Here is a 16387-nt window from a genome sequence, read left to right as displayed (position 1 = left end):
ACTCACGACCCTTCTGCGGTTGATGTTCGGCTCCCGACGGTATCGGTCCCCGTTCTGATCCAGGCGCCCGACGCGGTCCGCCAGACCACGGAGACCGCTCTCAGGCTGACGAACACCATCAGGCCCACCCAGATTCCCGGCAACCCCCAGTCGAGGATCGCCGCGAGCCAGATCAGCGGTAGGAATCCGACGACGGCGCTCGCGAGAGTCGCGTTCCGCAGGAAGGCGGCATCCCCGGCCCCGAGCAGCACACCGTCGAGGGCGAACACGACGCCGGCGACGGGGATCAGCGCGACGAACAACCACCAGATGCCGTCGATGCTCGTCAGGGTCGACGAGTCGGACGTGAAGAGCGGCGGGATCACGGCGTGGGTGGCGGCGAACAGTCCTGCGAGCACGACGGCGAAACCGACGGACCACGCGGTCACCCGCGAGGCGAGCATCGACGCGGCGCGGCCACGGCCCGCTCCCAACGCGGCGCCGACCAGGGACTGTGCGGCGATGGCCAACGAGTCCAGCATCAACGCGACGAGATTCCACAACTGCAGAACCACCTGATGGGCCCCGACCGCACCGGCACCGAAGCGTGACGCCACGGTCACCGCGGACAGGAAGCAGGCCTGGAAGGCGAACGAGCGGAGCACGAGGTCCCGGCCGAGGACGAGCTGGCGGCGGATGATCGCGAGATCCGGCCGGAGCGAGCGGGTCCGCGGCCCGCGCATCAGGGCGGACACGAACAGCGTCGCGGCGACGGCCTGGCCGGTGACGTTGGCCACGGCGGACCCGACGAGGCCGAGGGCCGGAACGCCGATCAGACCGTGCACGAGGACGGGACACAGCACGGCCGACAGTGCGAGCCCCGCCACCACATACCGCAACGGCCGCACGGTGTCCTGCACGCCGCGCATCCACCCGTTCCCGGCGAGCGTGACGAGGATCAACGGGGTGCCGAGCACGCCGACTCGGAGCCACGTGGTGGCCTCGGCGGTGATGTCTCCCCCGCCGCCCAGCACCGACAGGATCGGGTTCGCGAAGAGCTGGACCACCAGGATCAGAAGGAGGCCCAGCACCACTGCGAGCCACGTGGCCTGGACGCCCTCGTTGCGGGCGTCGTCGTCCCGGCCCGCACCGTGCAGCCGTGCCGCGCGCGCGGTCGTCCCGTACGAGAGAAACGTCAGCTGCGTACTCACCTGGGCGAGAACGAGGCCACCGACGGCCAGACCCGCGAGTGGGAGCGCACCGAGTCGACCCACCACCGCGGAGTCGAAGAGCAGGTACAGCGGCTCGGCCACCAGGACGCCGAGTGCGGGGAACGCGAGGCCGAACAGGGTGCGAGCGGACACCCGCCCGTCCACGGCGGAGCGATCGGTCACCCGAGCGCGGCGACCAGGGCGTCGACGTCGTCCTCGATCGGGCCCGTCGCGGTGTAGCCGGCGGAGAACTTGTGGCCGCCCCCACCCAGCGCGGACGCCACGACGGAGACGTCGACACTGCTCTTCGCGCGCAACGACACGGCCCAGCCCGCCTCGTTCTGCTTGAACACGGCGGCCACCTCGGCCTCCGCGGTGGTGCGCACGATGTCCACGACGCTCTCGATCTCCTCGGGACGCAGTCCGCGAGAGTCCTCGAGCCGCACGATCGCGTAGACGAGCCCACGCGAGCCGGCCGCGTCCGGCACCAGGCGCGCCGAGCCCAGGACGGCGCCCAGCATCGGCAGCCAGGCGAAGGGGTGGGTGTCAAGCAGGCGGCGCGAGATGGCGGCGCCGTCGATCCCGGTCGCGAGAAGTCGCTCGGCCAGCAGGTGGGAGCCTGGCCGGACCCAGCGGAACGATCCGGTGTCGGTCACGAGGCCGGCGAACAGGCAGTGCGCGAGGTCCCGGTCGATCTCGACGCCCCACTCGTCGAACAGCACGGCGACCACCGCTGTGGTGGACTCCGCACTCGCATCGATCACGTGATGCGAGCCGTAGAAGGTGTTGGACCGGTGATGGTCGACGACCAGGGACACGGCGCCGTCCAACCGGTCACCCAGTGACCCGAGCCTGCCTCGACTGCCGGCGTCCACGGTGACCACCAGGTCCGCGTCCGTCGGGACCTGGGCGGGCGGCACCAGGAACTCCGCTCCCGGCAGACCGATCATCGACTCGGGCAACGAGGCGGGCGCCGCGAACGACACGGTCGGCCGCGCGCCGCGTCGCGAGAGCGCGACGGCCAGGGCGAGCGCACTGCCGATGGTGTCGGCGTCGGGTTGCACGTGGCACAGCAGAGTCACCGTCCGGGCGTCCTCGAGAAGACGGACGGCTTTCTGCATGTCTGCGCGCAGCGTGTCGGTCACCGGGGTCTCAGAGCTCGTCGGTGTCGCTTCGAGGCACCTTGTACGGATCCGGATCACCGGCGGGCTGCGCCCCCGCAGCGGCCTGAGCCACCTTGTCGTCGATCTGGCGGGCACGCTCGAGCAGTTCCTCCATGTGGCGCGCGGTGTCGGGCACCGTGTCCGCACGGAAGGTCAGCGTCGGGGTGAAGCGCACGCCGGTACCGGCACCGACCTTGGTGCGCAGAGCGCCCTTGGCCTTCTCCAGACCCAGAGCGGCAGCCTGGAAATCGGGCTCGGCGTCGAGCGTCTCGCCGCGCACGGTGTAGTAGACGGTGGCGTCGTGCAGGTCCGGGGTCACCTTGGTGTCGGTGACCGTCACGAACGACAGCCGCGGATCCTTGATCTCGTGATCGATGGCCGTCGCGACGATCGCACCGATGCGCTTGGCCAGTTTACGAGCGCGGGCTTGGTCCACCACGATGCGTCTCCTTCGTCCATCAGTCCTCTGGCCCGAACACTCGGCGCCGAACTGCGAGTAGTTGTAGTTCCGGCCTCTCGGCCACGTGTCGCTCGCACGAGTCGAGTACCTCGTGCAGGTGGGCGACGTCCCCGGTGGCGATGGCGACACCCACCATCGAACGACGGTAACGCTCTTGTTCCCCGGTCTCGGCGGCCGACACACCGAAGCGCTGCAGGGCAGCGACGACGGGCTTGATCACCGAACGTTTCTCCTTCAGCGAATGTACGTCGCCGAGCAGGATGTCGAGTTCGAGAGCACCGAGAAACACGAGCACCTCATCGATAGCAGGGTCGGACACCGTCTTCGACGAACGGGTGTGGCCCGCGGACATGCCGCGGGCCACACCCGTACGTTCTCGTCGATCAGTCGCGCGGCTTCTCCCGAAGCTCGTACGCCTCCACGACGTCTCCGACCTTGATGTCGGAGTACGTCACCGTCAGACCACACTCGTAGCCCTCGCGGACCTCGGTGGCGTCCTCCTTCTCGCGCCGGAGCGACGAGATGGTGACGAGCTCGGCGACCACGTTGTTGTCACGCAGCAGTCGAGCCTTCGCGTTGCGGCGCACCAGACCCGAGGTGACGAGGCAACCGGCGATGTTTCCGACCTTCGAGGAACGGAACAGCGCGCGGATCTCGGCCTGGCCCAGCGTGACCTCTTCGTAGACCGGCTTGAGCAGACCCTTGAGGGCCTTCTCGATCTCGTCGATCGCCTGGTAGATCACCGAGTAGTACCGGATGTCCACGCCCTCGCGGTTCGCCAGCTCCGTCGCCTTGCCCTCGGCACGGACGTTGAAGCCGATGATGATCGCGTTGGACGCCGACGCCAGGTTGACGTTGGTCTCGGTGACACCACCCACGCCGCGGTCGATGACGCGCAGTTCGACCTCGTCGTCGATCGCGATACCGACCAGCGCCTCCTCCAAGGCCTCCACGGTGCCGGAGTTGTCGCCCTTCAGGATCAGGTTGAGCTGCGACGTCTCCTTCAGTGCGGCATCGAGATCGTCGAGGCTGATCCGCTTGCGCGACTTCGCTGCCAGCGCGTTGCGCTTGCGAGCGTTGCGGCGGTCCGCGATCTGACGGGCGATGCGGTCCTCGTCGACGACGAGCAGGTTGTCACCGGCACCCGGCACCGACGTGAAGCCGATGACCTGGACGGGACGCGACGGGAGCGCCTCGATGACGTCCTCGCCGTGCTCGTCGACCATGCGACGGACGCGGCCGTAGGCATCGCCGGCGACGATCGAGTCACCGACACGCAGGGTTCCGCGAGCGATGAGCACGGTGGCCACCGGTCCGCGACCACGGTCGAGATGTGCCTCGATGGCGACACCCTGTGCGTCCATGTCCGGGTTGGCGCGCAGATCGAGCGCCGCGTCGGCCGTCAACAGCACTGCCTCGAGAAGGGCATCGATGTTGGTGCCCTGCTTGGCCGAGATGTCGACGAACATCGTGTCGCCGCCGTACTCCTCGGCGATGAGGCCGTACTCGGTCAGCTGCTGCCGGATCTTGTCCGGGTTCGCGCCTTCCTTGTCGATCTTGTTGACCGCGACCACGATCGGCACGTCTGCTGCCTGGGCGTGGTTGATCGCCTCCACCGTCTGCGGCATGACGCCGTCGTCGGCCGCGACCACGAGGATCGCGAGGTCGGTGGCCTTGGCACCACGGGCACGCATGGCCGTGAAGGCCTCGTGACCGGGGGTGTCGATGAAGGTGACCAGACGCTCGTTGCCCTCGAGCTCGGTGAGGACCTGGTAGGCACCGATGTGCTGCGTGATGCCACCGGCCTCGCCCTCACGCACGGTGGCGTTACGGATCGAATCCAGCAGTCGCGTCTTGCCGTGGTCGACGTGACCCATGACGGTGACCACGGGGGGACGCTGCTCGAGCTCGTCCTCGCCGCCCTCGTCCTCGCCGTAGGTGAGGTCGAACGAGTTCAGCAGTTCGCGGTCCTCGTCCTCCGGGCTCACGACCTGGACGACGTAGTTCATCTCGCCGCCGAGCAGTTCCAGCGTCTCGTCGTTGACCGACTGAGTCGCCGTCACCATCTCGCCGAGGTTGAACAGCGCCTGCACGAGTGCAGCCGGGTTCGCGTCGATCTTGTCCGCGAAGTCGGACAGCGATGCGCCGCGAGCGAGACGGATCGTCTCACCGTTGCCACGGGGCAACCGCACGCCACCGACTGCGGGAGCCTGCATGGATTCGTACTCGGCGCGCTTCGCCCGCTTCGACTTGCGGCCACGACGGACCGCGCCGCCGGGACGACCGAACGCGCCTGCCGCGGCACCGCGCTGGCCGGGACGGCCACCGCCACCGGGACGACCACGGAAGCCGCCACCGGCAGGTGCGCCGGCACCGGGAGCGCCGGGTGCACCGCCGCCGCCACCGCGGTAACCGCCGCCGCCACCGGCACCGCCGGGACGACCGCCCGGTGCGCCGCCGGGACGACCCGGACGACCGCCGGCTGCCGGAGCCGGACGAGCCGAGCGGCTCGGCATGGCACCCGGGTTCGGGCGGGGAGGCATGGAGCCGGGATTGGGACGGGGTCCGCCGGGGCGAGGTCCACCCTGACCTGCGGGGGGACGACCTGCTCCACCCTGAGCGGGTGCACCGCCGGCCGGACGAGGTCCACCCTGGCCCGGAGCCGGACGCGGGGCGCCGGGTCGCGGACCGGCCTGTCCCGGAGCGGGACGCGGCGCGGGGCGCTCGACGGGTGCGGACGAGTAGGGATTGTTGCCGACGCGCGGTGCCTTCGGTCCCGGCTTGGGGCCGGGAGCAGCGGGCGCTGTGGGCGCCGACGCTGCCGGTGCCTCGGGGGCGGGTGCCGCCGGAGCAGCCGGTGCCGCGGGAGCGGCAGGTGCTGCGGGTGTCGGAGCCGGGGCAGCGGGTGCCGGGGCGGCGGGAGCCGACGGGGCCGGAGCCTGCGCGGCGGGCGCCTCGGGTGCTGCTGCGGCCGGTGCCTCGGGGGCCGCCGGAGCCGGCTTCGGACCGGGGCGGGGGCCGCCCGGCTTCGGGCCTGCGCCGTTTCCGGACGGACGGGCGCCGGTCGACGGTGCCGCGTCGCCGGACGCGGACGGGTACGACTCACGGAGACGTCGCGCGACCGGTGCTTCCACGGTCGACGACGCCGACTTCACGAACTCGCCCTGCTCTTTCAGCCGAGCGAGTAGATCCTTGCTGGTGACACCGAGTTCTTTAGCCAACTCGTGCACGCGGGCCTTGCCTGCCACTGCTCTCCTCACTGAGAGGTCGAGCGCGGCTCCTATGGCAGGCGCCCGCACGACCTCGGGTTATCTCGAAACGATGTTCATCGTCGGTGCTTCACGGTGTGCTCATGAATTCGTGTACCTGTTCTCCTCGTGGCGCGGCGAGGTGCCGCGACCGTTCGGCCGGTCGATCGGGTGTGGTCCACACCGTCACGGTGCGAACTCTCGGGCAAGCGCGGACAGGTCCAGCGGACCGGTCACGCGCAAGGCACGCCCGAAGGCTCGACGTCGCTCCGCCTGCTGCAGACAAGTCGCGTCGGGATGCAACCATGCACCCCGGCCGGGCAGTCTGCGGCGATGATCGACCACGGCACCGACCGTGCCGGTGTCGGAGACGCCGGCGACGATCCGCACCAAGGCGGAAGGCGACTCGCGCTGTCTGCATCCTACGCACGTACGCACCGGTCCAGCTGGTGCGGACGCGGTGTCGTCGGACAACGCGTGTCGAGCCGTGTCACAGTCTAACGCGGATTCGGTCCGGTTCGGAACGTCGCCCGCTCGCGCGCGCCGACTCAGTGATCGTCCTCGGTCGGCGCGGCGTCGCTCCGGATGTCGATACGCCACCCGGTCAGGCGCGCGGCGAGCCGCGCGTTCTGACCTTCCTTGCCGATCGCGAGCGACAACTGGTAGTCGGGCACCACCACACGCGCGGCGCGGGCAGCCGCGTCGACGACCGTGACAGAGACAACCTTCGACGGTGACAACGCATTCCCGACGAACACGGCGGGATCGTCGTCGTAGTCGATGATGTCGATCTTCTCGCCGGCCAGCTCGCTCATGACGTTGCGGACACGCTGGCCCATCGGACCGATGCACGCGCCCTTGGCGTTGAGGCCGGACACCGACGTCCGCACGGCGATCTTCGACCGGTGTCCCGCCTCGCGGGCCACCGACACGATCTCCACGGACTCGTCCGCGATCTCCGGCACCTCGAGCGCGAACACCTTGCGGACCAGGTTGGGGTGCGTCCGGGACAGGGTGACCTGCGGGCCGCGAGTGCCGCGGGTGACACCCACGACATAGCACTTGATGCGGTCGCCGTGCTCGTACGTCTCACCGGGCACCTGCTCCGCCGGCGGGATGGTCGCGTCCACGCCCTCGGAGTCGCTGCCGATCCGCACCACGACCGTGCCGCGTGCGTTCAGCCGTGCGTCGGCCTGGATGACACCGCCGACGATCTCGCCCTCGTGCGTCGAGTACTCACCGAACGACTTCTCGTTCTCCGCGTCCCGGAGTCGCTGCAGGATGACCTGACGCGCGGTGGTCGCGGCGATGCGACCGAACCCCTCGGGGGTGTCGTCCCACTCGGAGACGAAGTTCCCGTTCTCGTCGGTCTCGCGTGCCATGACGCGGACCTCGCCACTCTTGCGATTCACGTCGATGTAGGCGTCGGACCGGTGACCGGCCGTGTGCTTGTACGCGGTGAGCAGCGCACTCTGCAGCGTCTCGATCACCGCGTCGATGGTGATGCCCTTCTCCGCCTCGATCGCGCGGAGGGCAGTCATGTCGATGTTCACGTCGTTATCGGCTTTCGTCGTCTGTGTCGTCGTCTTCGTCACCGGAGACGGGCTCCTCCGGCGGGTTCAGCGGATCGAAGCGTCCGGGCGTGACGCCGCCCGCCATCTCGAGCTCCGCAGGATTGGGCTTCTTGAACTCCACCTGCACGGTGGCCGACGTGACCGCGTCGAGCGGCACGGTGCGCAGCGTCGGACCGGTGCGCGAGCGGAGAACGAGATCCAGTTCGGTCGTACCGCCCTCCGAGGTCCTGAGCTCCCCGACGCGGGCGTCGATCGTCTCGTCCCCGAGCACGACGGTGACCATCCGGCCGCGAGCACGACGCCAGTGGCGAGGCTCGGTCAGGGGTCGGTCGACACCGGGCGTGGTCACCTCGAGGTTGTACGCGGTGTCCCCGAATTCGGTTGCCGCGTCCAGGATGTCGGAGATCTCGTGGCTCAGCCGAGCGAGCGCGTCGAGCTCGAATCCGGAATCCCGGTCGACGATCACCTTGACGACGCTGTGAGCACCGGCCTTCGACACGGTGACGTCCTCGAGATCGAGATCGCCGTCGGTGAACCCCGGGCCCGCCACGTGTGCGGAGAGGAGTGCGACGACCCTCTCCCTGGATGGAACCGGCATCGCTCGACCACTCCTCGCTGAAGTTGTACAGCTCGCCACCGGCGAACTGGGAAGGGACCACGATACCGCGACCGGGGCGCGTCTCCCGACACGCTGCGTCGTCGCGCCGAGAGTGCTCGTGTCCGGCGCGGGGACGGTGTCCGTGTCTGGCACGATGACCGGGTGCCACCGACAGTTCCGCACCGACCGGTCTTCCTGCACGGCCGCAGTCTCCCGACGCTCTCGCGGCGCACGATGTTACGCGGTGCGGGAGCAGCGGTAGCGGGCACGACGATCCTCGCCTCGACGGTCGCGTGCTCGGACGGTACGCAGGACGACGAGGCGGCGCAGCCCGATCCGCTCGCGGCCCATGCCGCCCGGGCCCGCCGCGACGCGGCCGCCGCAACGGCGGCGATCGCGCAGAACCCGGCGGCGGTCGACACTCTCACCGTGATCGCCGATCAGCGGACCGCCCACGCCGACGCACTCGACACCGAGATCGCACGTCTCACTCCCCCGCCCACGGTGTCCGGGACCGCCACTGCGACGACCGGCACTGCCGAGCCGGTGCCGGCTCCGGCTCTCATCGACTTGTCCACGGCGCTGTCGGACGCGGGCCGCAGCGCAGCCGACGACGCGCGTGCGCTGTCCGGTTACCGAGCGGGCCTGCTCGGGTCGATCAGTGCCGCGTGCACGCTGGCGTCCGCGGCGGTGGCCGGATGAGTGATCTCGGCCCAGAGCAGCAGGCCCTCGTGGACGCGCTGAACGTGGAGTTCGCCGCCGTCTTCGCGTACGGCGTCATCGCGGCGTTCTCGAACCCCACCCGCGATCCGATGGTCGCGCAGTACGCCGCCGACCACCGAGCGCGGCGCGACGGCACCATCGACGCCCTGACCGCGGCCAGCGTCACCGCACCGGAGCCCGCGGCCGGGTACACGGTGCCGTTCCCGGTGACCGACGCGGTGGCAGCGGCACGGCTCGCGGCGCAGGTCGAGGACGACGCCGCAGTCGCCTGGCGGTCGGTCGTCGAACGGGCCCAGTCCGGGCACACCCGCGACATCGGCATCGTCGCCCTCACGGACTCAGCTCGGCGCGCCTCGGCGTGGAAGGCGATTCTCGGCATCTTCCCGTCGACGGTGGCCTTTCCCGGCACTCCGGCGACCTGACCCCTCCGCCGGTCGGGACCTCGACTCAGGGTTGATCGGTCACGGCGGCGACGATCACCGCGGTGCCCGCGGTCCACGACGCCGCGGCGAGCCGTGGGTGACCGTCGACCATGTCCTGCACCGCTGTCCACGTCGCCCCGTCGGCGTCACCGGTGACCACCACGGCGGTCCCGGGTCGACCGAGCACCAGCGCCCACTCGAGGTACTGCACGGCCTCGGCCGCACCGGCCCGCGAGACGTCGGCGGACACCACACCGAAGGTCGTGTCGTCGTCCGTGCGGAGCTGCGGCAACGATCCGGCGGGTTCGCCGGCGACGATCTCCACCCGGCCTCGTGCCGCCTCCGTGTCGGCCTGGACGGCCGCGACGCTCTCGTCCGCGGCGAGCACCACGACCGAGCCGCGCTCGCCGACCGCGTCGGCCGCGAGAGCGGCCGATCGTCCGTGTGTCGGCGCGATCAGCAGGACTCGGCGAGCGTCGACGAGCCGGGTCAGGACGGCAGGGAGAGACTCGCTCGACGACGAGGTGCTCACACGGGTCGCCCGACCGCGCGCAGGACCTCCCGGCCCGCCGACTCGGCCGGAACGTCGCGAGCCTCACCGGTGAAGCGATCCTTCAGCTCGACGGTGCCGTCCGCCCAGCCGCGACCGAGGACGACGACGAGCGGCACACCGATCAGCTCGGAGTCCTTGAACTTCACACCGGGAGACACCTTGGGACGGTCGTCCAGGACGACCTCGAGTCCGTGCGCGTCGAGTTCGACGGCGAGCGCCTCGGCACCCTCGCGCGCGCCCACGTCCTTGTTGGCGATGACGATGTGCACGTCGGCGGGTGCGACGGACGCGGGCCACCGCAGACCCTTGTCGTCGTGCATCTGCTCGGCGATGACAGCCACCAGGCGAGACACGCCGACGCCGTACGAGCCCTGGAGCAGGCGGGTGGGCTTGCCGTTCTCGCCGAGGACGTCGACCGCGAAGGCGTCGGTGTACTTGGTACCGAGCTGGAAGATGTGGCCGATCTCGATGCCGCGAGCGGACACCAGTGCGCCGCGGCCGTCCGGAGAGGGATCACCGTCGCGCACCTCGGCGGCCTCGATGGTGCCGTCCGCGACGAAATCGCGGCCCGCGACCAGATCGACGACGTGCTTGCCCTTCTCGTTCGCGCCGGTGATCCACGCCGTGCCGTCGACGACGCGAGGGTCGACGAGGTAACGCACGCCGTTGTCCTGCAAGGCCTTCGGTCCGATGTACCCCTTGACGAGGAACGGATTGGCGGCGAAGTCCGCGTCGCCCAGCATGACGAACTCGGCGGGGGCGAGGGAGGCCTCGAGGCGCTTCTCGTCCACGTCACGATCACCGGGAACGCCGATGGCGAGCAGTTCCCACTCACCGCCGGGGACGCGTGTCTTGAGCAGCACGTTCTTGAGCGTGTCCGCCGCGGTGACCGTGCGGCCGAGATCCGCACCGTTCGCCCAGTCGACGAGCGTCGCGATGGTCGGGGTGTCGCCGGTCTCGTGCACCGTCGGTTGCGGCAGGCCCTCGAGGGGGATCGACGGCGGAGCCGGCGTCGTGACGGCCTCGACGTTCGCGGCGTACCCGGACTCGACACACTGCACGTAGGTGTCCTCGCCGACGACCGATTCCGCGAGGAACTCCTCGGACGCGCTCCCGCCCATCGCACCGGACGTGGCCGCGACGATGACGTAGCTGACACCGAGGCGCTCGAAGATCCGCTGGTACGCCTCGCGGTGGGCCTCGTAGGAGGTCTTCAGACCCGCCTCGTCCAGATCGAACGAGTACGAGTCCTTCATGACGAACTCACGGCCGCGCAGGATGCCGGCCCGCGGACGCTCCTCGTCGCGGTACTTGGTCTGGATCTGGTACAGCGTGACCGGCAGGTCCTTGTAGGAGCTGTACTCCCCCTTGACCGTCAGCGCGAAGAGCTCCTCGTGCGTCGGCCCGAGCAGCATGTCGACGCCCTTGCGATCCTTGAGCCGGAACAGCCCGTCGCCGTACTCGGTCCAGCGGTTGGTCACCTCGTACGGTTCGCGCGGCAACAGCGCCGGCAGCGAGATCTCCTGGCCACCGATCGCGTTCATCTCCTCGCGCACCACCTGCTCGACGCGGCGCAGCACCCGGAGCCCGAGCGGCAGCCACGAGTACACACCGGGAGCGATGCGGCGGACGTAGCCGGCGCGCACCAGGAGCTTGTGGCTCGGTACCTCGGCATCGGCGGGATCGTCGCGGAGCGTGCGCAGGAACAGGTGGGACAGACGGGTGATCACAGGCGCACAGCCTAGTCCGTGGGTGTGTCGGTACCGTTCCTGCCGTGCTCGTTCTTCTGCCACCGTCCGAAACCAAGTCCGCGGGCGGCCGCGGTGATCCGCTCGATCTCGACCAGCTGTGGCTTCCGCAGCTCACCGACGTCCGATCGACGCTGGTGAACGCTCTCGTGTCCCTCGCCGACGATCCCGCGGCCTCCCGCACGGCCCTGGGACTCTCGCCGAAGCAGGACGACGAGATCGAGCGCAATGCGGCCCTGACGGTCTCGGCGACGAGACCGGCTCTCGAGCGCTACACCGGAGTGTTGTTCGACGCGTTGGACGCGGCATCGTTCACCCGGGCGCAGAAGGCCAAGGCTCGGCAGCGCCTCGCGATCGGGTCCGCCCTCTTCGGTGCGGTGCGAGCGGACGATCCGGTTCCGGCGTACCGGCTCTCGGGCGGGTCCGCACTGCCCGGGCTCCCCACGCTCCGCGCCCTGTGGAAGCCGGTGCTGCCCGCGGCGGTCACCGCCGCGGCCGACGGTCTCGTCGTCGATCTGCGCTCGGGAATCTACCGCGACCTGGGCCCCATACCCGGCGCGGTCACCGCCACCGTGCTCACCGAGCAACCCGACGGATCCCGCACCGTCGTCAGCCATTTCAACAAGCATCACAAGGGACTGCTGGCACGGGCGCTGACCGTCACCCGCGCGGAACCCACGAGCGCACGGGCCGTCGCCGCGGTCGCCGTCCGTGCAGGACTCCGAGCCGAGGTCGCATCGCCGACCGAGGTGATCGTGCTGACCGAATGAACCCGGTCCCGGAACTGCTGCAGCGCGGCGCCGATGCCGCCGTCGGTCGCACCGCCTCGCAACGCGTGGTGGACGACGTCGCGGACCAGTTGGTCGCCTGCACCGACGCGGATCCCCTCGCTCAGGGGTCCGTCACGCTCCTGTCCACGATCACGGCGCTGTACGAGGAGGGGTGGCAACCGCTCGACCTGCTGCACGTCGTCCGCCGCCACTGCACCGCGGAGGTCACCGGACTCGCCGCGGCGGCCCTCCTGCACGAGGCCGAGCTCTCCGACGCCACCGCGCGCGCGCCCGAGAGCTGGGTGCGCCAGGTCGAGGCGATCCGGGCGCTGCGCCCGGACGTCGAGTCGCCCGTCGACGCGTCTCCGAGTCTGCTCGCCGCGCGTCTGCGCCTCGGCGGTGCGTCCGACTACATCGCCGTCAGTGACCAGTGGATCGCCGTGCTCACGCTGCTCGGGCGGTGGCAGAGCCTGCCCCGACTCACCCGGATCGGTGCGCTGCCGTCGCAGTGGCCGTCGGCCCGGACCGCACGCCTGCTGCCGCCCGACACCGTCGTCGGGTCCGGCATGCTCGGGCGCATCAGGGGGCTTCTCGCCAAGGCGGACTCGACCGAGTTCGAGGAGGAGGCCGATGCGTTCACCGCGAAGGCGCAGGAACTGATGACGAAGTACTCCGTCGACACCCTCGTGCTCGCCGAGGGCCGGACCGACGTCGTGAGCAGGCGTGTGCACGTCGACAATCCGCACGCGGATGCGCGTGCCCAGTTGCTGCACGTGGTGGCGACGGTCAACCGCACCCGGGTGGTCTGGGACACCGATCACGCCCTCGCGACGGTGGTGGGTGCACCCGTCGACGTGGAGCAGACCGAGATGCTCTTCACCTCCCTCTCGGTGCAGGCGGCGCGCGCTCTGGCTCGCGCTCCCCGACCGGCTCGGCGGAAGAAGGCGGCATCCGGCTTCGACACCGCGTTCCTGTGGGCCTATGCCGTGCGGCTGGGTGAACGCCTCGCCGAGTCGGACGCGCTGGCCCTCGAGGAGGCGAGTCGCCGGTCCGGCGAATTGCTGCCGATGCTGGCGACGCAGACGGTGGCCGTCGAGGCAGAGGTCGAGCGACTGTTCCCGGCCACCCGGTCGGTCCGTGGACCCCGGCTGGACCTCGCGGGATGGGAGTCCGGGCGCGCGGCGGCGAACGAGGCGGACCTGCCCGCCGACCGTCAGCGGTGAACCGCGTCCTGGGCTGCCTTGGCCTGGGCGACGTCGGCCGCGCTGTAGCGGATGAACAACGCCGAGACCGCGGCGACCGCGGCGAGAACGGCGCAGCCGAGAAGAGCGAACGTGTAGCCCTCTCCCAACGCGACGATCTCCGGCCGGGTCATGTCGACGGCCGAGCCCGTCCGACCGCCCAGTGAGAGCGTCTTCGACGCCGCCATCGCGCTGACCACAGCGAGGCCGAGTGGGCCACCCAGGTTCTGCGCGACGAGCGAGATGGCGGTGAGGGGCCCGATGTTCTTCTGGTCGACGTTGGCGATCGCGCAGAGCGGGAGGGCGATGACCGCCAGTCCGACGCCGAAACCGATGCCGCCGATGGGGAGGAACAGGTTCTTCCAGTACGTCGACTCCACCGTGATGGTCGACGCGAAGATCAGGTACCCGACGGTGAGGACCGCGCCGGTCGCGATGATCCAGCGCGGTGCGACCCGCGGCGCCAGCCACGACGACGCGACGGCGGCGAGCGCCATGCCGCCACCGAACGGGATGAACGAGATGCCGGCGCGCAGCGGGCTGTAGTCCAACACGTCCTGGACGAACACCGCGACGATCACGGTCATCGCGAACAGGGCGCCGCCGGAGAAGAAGATGGCGAAGAAGGTGGCGACGCGGTCCCGGTCGCGGAAGAGTTCGAAGGGCAGCAGTGGGTTCCTGGCGCGCCGCTCGACGGTGAGGAACGCGAGCAGCAGGAACAGACCGACGACGATCGCGGTGAGGGTGACGACGTCCGTCCAGCCTCGTTCCGGACCCTCGACGATGCCGAACACGACACCGGTGGATCCGAGCGTCGCGAGGATCGCCCCCGGCACGTCGAGGGGTGCCCGTTCGCCGGCCGTCTCGGTGAGCGCGCGCCATCCCAGGGCCAGGATCGCGAGACCGATCGGCACATTGATGAGGAAGATCCACCGCCACGAGACCTCGGTGAGCGCGCCGCCGATGATGAGACCTGAGAAGGAGCCGACACCGGTCATGGCCGCGTAGATGGCGATGGCCTGATTGCGGACGGGCCCCGGCGCGAACGTGGTGGCCACCAGTGCGAACGCCGTGGGCGACGCGACCGCGGCGCCGGCGCCCTGGATCACGCGGGCCAGCACCAGCATCGCCTCGTTCTGCGCGAGTCCGCAGGCCGCGGACGCCACTGTGAACAGCGCGACTCCGACGAGGAACATGCGCTTGCGTCCGAAGGCGTCGCCCATGCGCCCGCCGAGGAGCATGAGCCCGCCGAAGGCCAGTACGTATGACGAGACCACCCAGTTGCGACCGGCATCGCTGAGGCCGAGTTCGGCCTGCAGCGGAGCGAGCGCGAGGTTCACCACGGTGCCGTCGAGCACGGCCATCAACTGCATGCCGCTGAGCGCGATGATCGCGAGTCCGAAGGCCCGCTCGGTCACGGGGTACGTCATCGGCCGGGTCACGAGGCTGCGCCGATCACGGCCGCGGCGTCGAATCCCGCCACCGGTCCGATGACGATGATGGCCGGGGGGCGCACGTTCTCCGCACGCACCCGCTCGGCGACGGTGGTCAGATCCGCCCGCACCACCCGCTGCGACCGCGTCGTGCCCTCCTGGACCACCACGACCGGCGTGTCCGCGGCGCGCCCGTTCTCGACGAGCACGTCCGCGAAGGCTCCGATGCGCTCGACCGCCATGAGCAGCACGATGGTGCCGCGCAACCGGCCCAGGGACGGCCAGTCGATCAGCGAGTCCGGGTGATCCGGGCGCAGATGACCGCTGACGACGACGAACTCGTGCGTGACGCCACGATGGGTGACCGGGATACCGGCGGCGGACGGCACCGAGATGGCGCTGGTGATGCCGGGAACGACGGTGACGGGAATGCCCGCTGCGGTGCACGCCTCGAGTTCCTCGTATCCGCGGCCGAAGACGTAGGGATCGCCGCCCTTGAGTCGGACCACGAACCGGCCGGCGCGGGCATGCGTGATCAACGCGTCGTTGATGGCCTCCTGTGCCATGAACCGGCCGTACGGAATCTTCGACGCGTCGATCACCTCGACGTGCGGTCCCAGTTCGGCCAACAGCTCGGGCGGCGCGAGACGGTCGGCCACCACCACGTCGGCACGCGCCAGCAGGCGGCGCCCCCGCACGGTGATCAGGTCCGGGTCTCCCGGTCCACCGCCCACGAGTGCGACCCCCGCGATCGACTTCTCCGGTGCGTCCGCGATGGCCCCGGACTGCAGCCCGTCCAGCACGGCGTTGCGCACGGCGGCGGACCGGCGATGCTCGCCGCTGGCGAGCACGCCGACGGTCAGACCGTCGTACTCCGCGCTGGCAGGCGTGACCGCCGTGCCGTCTCTCGCCACGTCCGCGCGCACGCAGAAGATCCGGGAGCGCGCCGCTTCCGCGACGATGGCCGCGTTGGTCTCGGCCTCGTCGGTGCAGGCGATGGCGTACCAGGCCTCGTGCAGATCGCCGTCGCGATAGTCGCGCAGCTCCAGCTCGATCTGACCGAAGCTCGCCATGCCCTCGACGGCCGGGGTGGCCTCGCGGGTGATGACGACGACCTTCGCGCCGCACGACACCAGCAGCGGGAGCCGCCGCTGCGCGACACTGCCCCCACCGACGACGACCACGCGACGACCGGCCAGATCGAGCCCTGCGAGGTAGGGAGAATCGGTCGCGTCCACGTCGGAAGACCCTACCTGTCGTGGCA

The 16387-nt window shown here is 70.3% G+C and carries 16 protein-coding genes; 4 read left to right on the top strand and 12 right to left on the bottom strand.

All coding sequences use genetic code 11. The features are described 5' to 3' along the window. Positions 1–2: 2 nt before the first annotated feature. The 8 genes from QE449_RS10425 to rimP all read right to left on the bottom strand — a co-directional run bounded on the left by QE449_RS10425 (position 3) and on the right by rimP (position 8233). Complete coding sequence (locus QE449_RS10425) at positions 3–1373, bottom strand: MATE family efflux transporter (RefSeq protein ID WP_307108774.1); 1371 nt, start codon at positions 1371–1373, stop codon at positions 3–5. Then, on the bottom strand, positions 1370–2311 hold the full coding sequence (locus QE449_RS10420) for a bifunctional oligoribonuclease/PAP phosphatase NrnA (protein ID WP_307097424.1): 942 nt from the start codon (positions 2309–2311) through the stop codon (positions 1370–1372). The genes QE449_RS10425 and QE449_RS10420 overlap by 4 nt, the downstream gene beginning before the upstream one ends. Before the next feature lie 31 nt (positions 2312–2342). Beyond that, positions 2343–2792 (bottom strand): 30S ribosome-binding factor RbfA, encoded by a 450-nt coding sequence (rbfA, locus tag QE449_RS10415; RefSeq protein ID WP_027505079.1) that lies wholly within the window; start codon positions 2790–2792, stop codon positions 2343–2345. Positions 2793–2811: 19 nt separating this feature from the next. Next, positions 2812–3102 (bottom strand): DUF503 domain-containing protein, encoded by a 291-nt coding sequence (locus QE449_RS10410; RefSeq protein ID WP_027505078.1) that lies wholly within the window; start codon positions 3100–3102, stop codon positions 2812–2814. Between the two features lie 94 nt (positions 3103–3196). Continuing rightward, positions 3197–6061, bottom strand: coding sequence for a translation initiation factor IF-2 (gene infB, locus QE449_RS10405; protein WP_027505077.1), 2865 nt, complete (start codon positions 6059–6061; stop codon positions 3197–3199). 186 nt (positions 6062–6247) lie between these two features. Then, entirely contained in the window at positions 6248–6451 is a 204-nt protein-coding gene (locus tag QE449_RS10400) for a YlxR family protein (RefSeq protein ID WP_373425284.1), read from the bottom strand. Between the two features lie 158 nt (positions 6452–6609). Then, on the bottom strand, positions 6610–7614 hold the full coding sequence (nusA, locus tag QE449_RS10395; RefSeq protein ID WP_222630852.1) for a transcription termination factor NusA: 1005 nt from the start codon (positions 7612–7614) through the stop codon (positions 6610–6612). 4 nt (positions 7615–7618) lie between these two features. After that, entirely contained in the window at positions 7619–8233 is a 615-nt protein-coding gene (gene rimP, locus QE449_RS10390) for a ribosome maturation factor RimP (RefSeq protein WP_027505074.1), read from the bottom strand. 162 nt (positions 8234–8395) lie between these two features. Here rimP and QE449_RS10385 point away from each other — a divergent pair, with 162 nt between their 5' ends. Further along, positions 8396–8935, top strand: a complete 540-nt coding sequence (locus QE449_RS10385; protein ID WP_307108773.1) for a hypothetical protein — start codon at positions 8396–8398, stop codon at positions 8933–8935. Further along, positions 8932–9378 (top strand): ferritin-like domain-containing protein, encoded by a 447-nt coding sequence (locus QE449_RS10380; RefSeq protein WP_027505072.1) that lies wholly within the window; start codon positions 8932–8934, stop codon positions 9376–9378. The genes QE449_RS10385 and QE449_RS10380 overlap by 4 nt, the downstream gene beginning before the upstream one ends. Before the next feature lie 25 nt (positions 9379–9403). On the opposite strand, the gene QE449_RS10375 is transcribed toward QE449_RS10380, so the two are convergent. Both QE449_RS10375 and QE449_RS10370 read right to left on the bottom strand, forming a co-directional pair. Then, complete coding sequence (locus tag QE449_RS10375; RefSeq protein WP_056444993.1) at positions 9404–9910, bottom strand: hypothetical protein; 507 nt, start codon at positions 9908–9910, stop codon at positions 9404–9406. After that, the gene (locus QE449_RS10370; protein WP_307108772.1) at positions 9907–11661 is read right to left on the bottom strand and encodes a proline--tRNA ligase; all 1755 of its coding nucleotides are present in this window, start codon (positions 11659–11661) and stop codon (positions 9907–9909) included. Before QE449_RS10370 ends, QE449_RS10375 begins: the two co-directional genes overlap by 4 nt. Positions 11662–11705: 44 nt before the next feature. Between QE449_RS10370 and yaaA the strand changes: the two genes are divergently transcribed. Both yaaA and QE449_RS10360 read left to right on the top strand, forming a co-directional pair. After that, positions 11706–12449 carry a peroxide stress protein YaaA gene (gene yaaA / locus QE449_RS10365; RefSeq protein WP_307092692.1) on the top strand — a complete coding sequence of 248 codons (744 nt, stop codon included), beginning with the start codon at positions 11706–11708 and terminating at the stop codon, positions 12447–12449. After that, entirely contained in the window at positions 12446–13672 is a 1227-nt protein-coding gene (locus QE449_RS10360) for a DUF2786 domain-containing protein (protein WP_307108771.1), read from the top strand. The genes yaaA and QE449_RS10360 overlap by 4 nt, the downstream gene beginning before the upstream one ends. Here QE449_RS10360 and QE449_RS10355 read toward each other — a convergent pair. Both QE449_RS10355 and cobA read right to left on the bottom strand, forming a co-directional pair. After that, the gene (locus QE449_RS10355) at positions 13663–15120 is read right to left on the bottom strand and encodes an MFS transporter (protein WP_307108770.1); all 1458 of its coding nucleotides are present in this window, start codon (positions 15118–15120) and stop codon (positions 13663–13665) included. The two genes, QE449_RS10360 and QE449_RS10355, sit on opposite strands and share 10 nt — an antisense overlap. Positions 15121–15128: 8 nt before the next feature. Then, positions 15129–16361 (bottom strand): uroporphyrinogen-III C-methyltransferase, encoded by a 1233-nt coding sequence (gene cobA, locus QE449_RS10350; RefSeq protein ID WP_222630836.1) that lies wholly within the window; start codon positions 16359–16361, stop codon positions 15129–15131. Positions 16362–16387 lie beyond the last annotated feature (26 nt).

The sequence above is a fragment of the Rhodococcus sp. SORGH_AS_0303 genome (assembly GCF_030819335.1).
In the GTDB taxonomy this organism is placed as follows: domain Bacteria; phylum Actinomycetota; class Actinomycetes; order Mycobacteriales; family Mycobacteriaceae; genus Rhodococcoides.
This window is presented reverse-complemented; position numbering and strand designations above follow the sequence as displayed.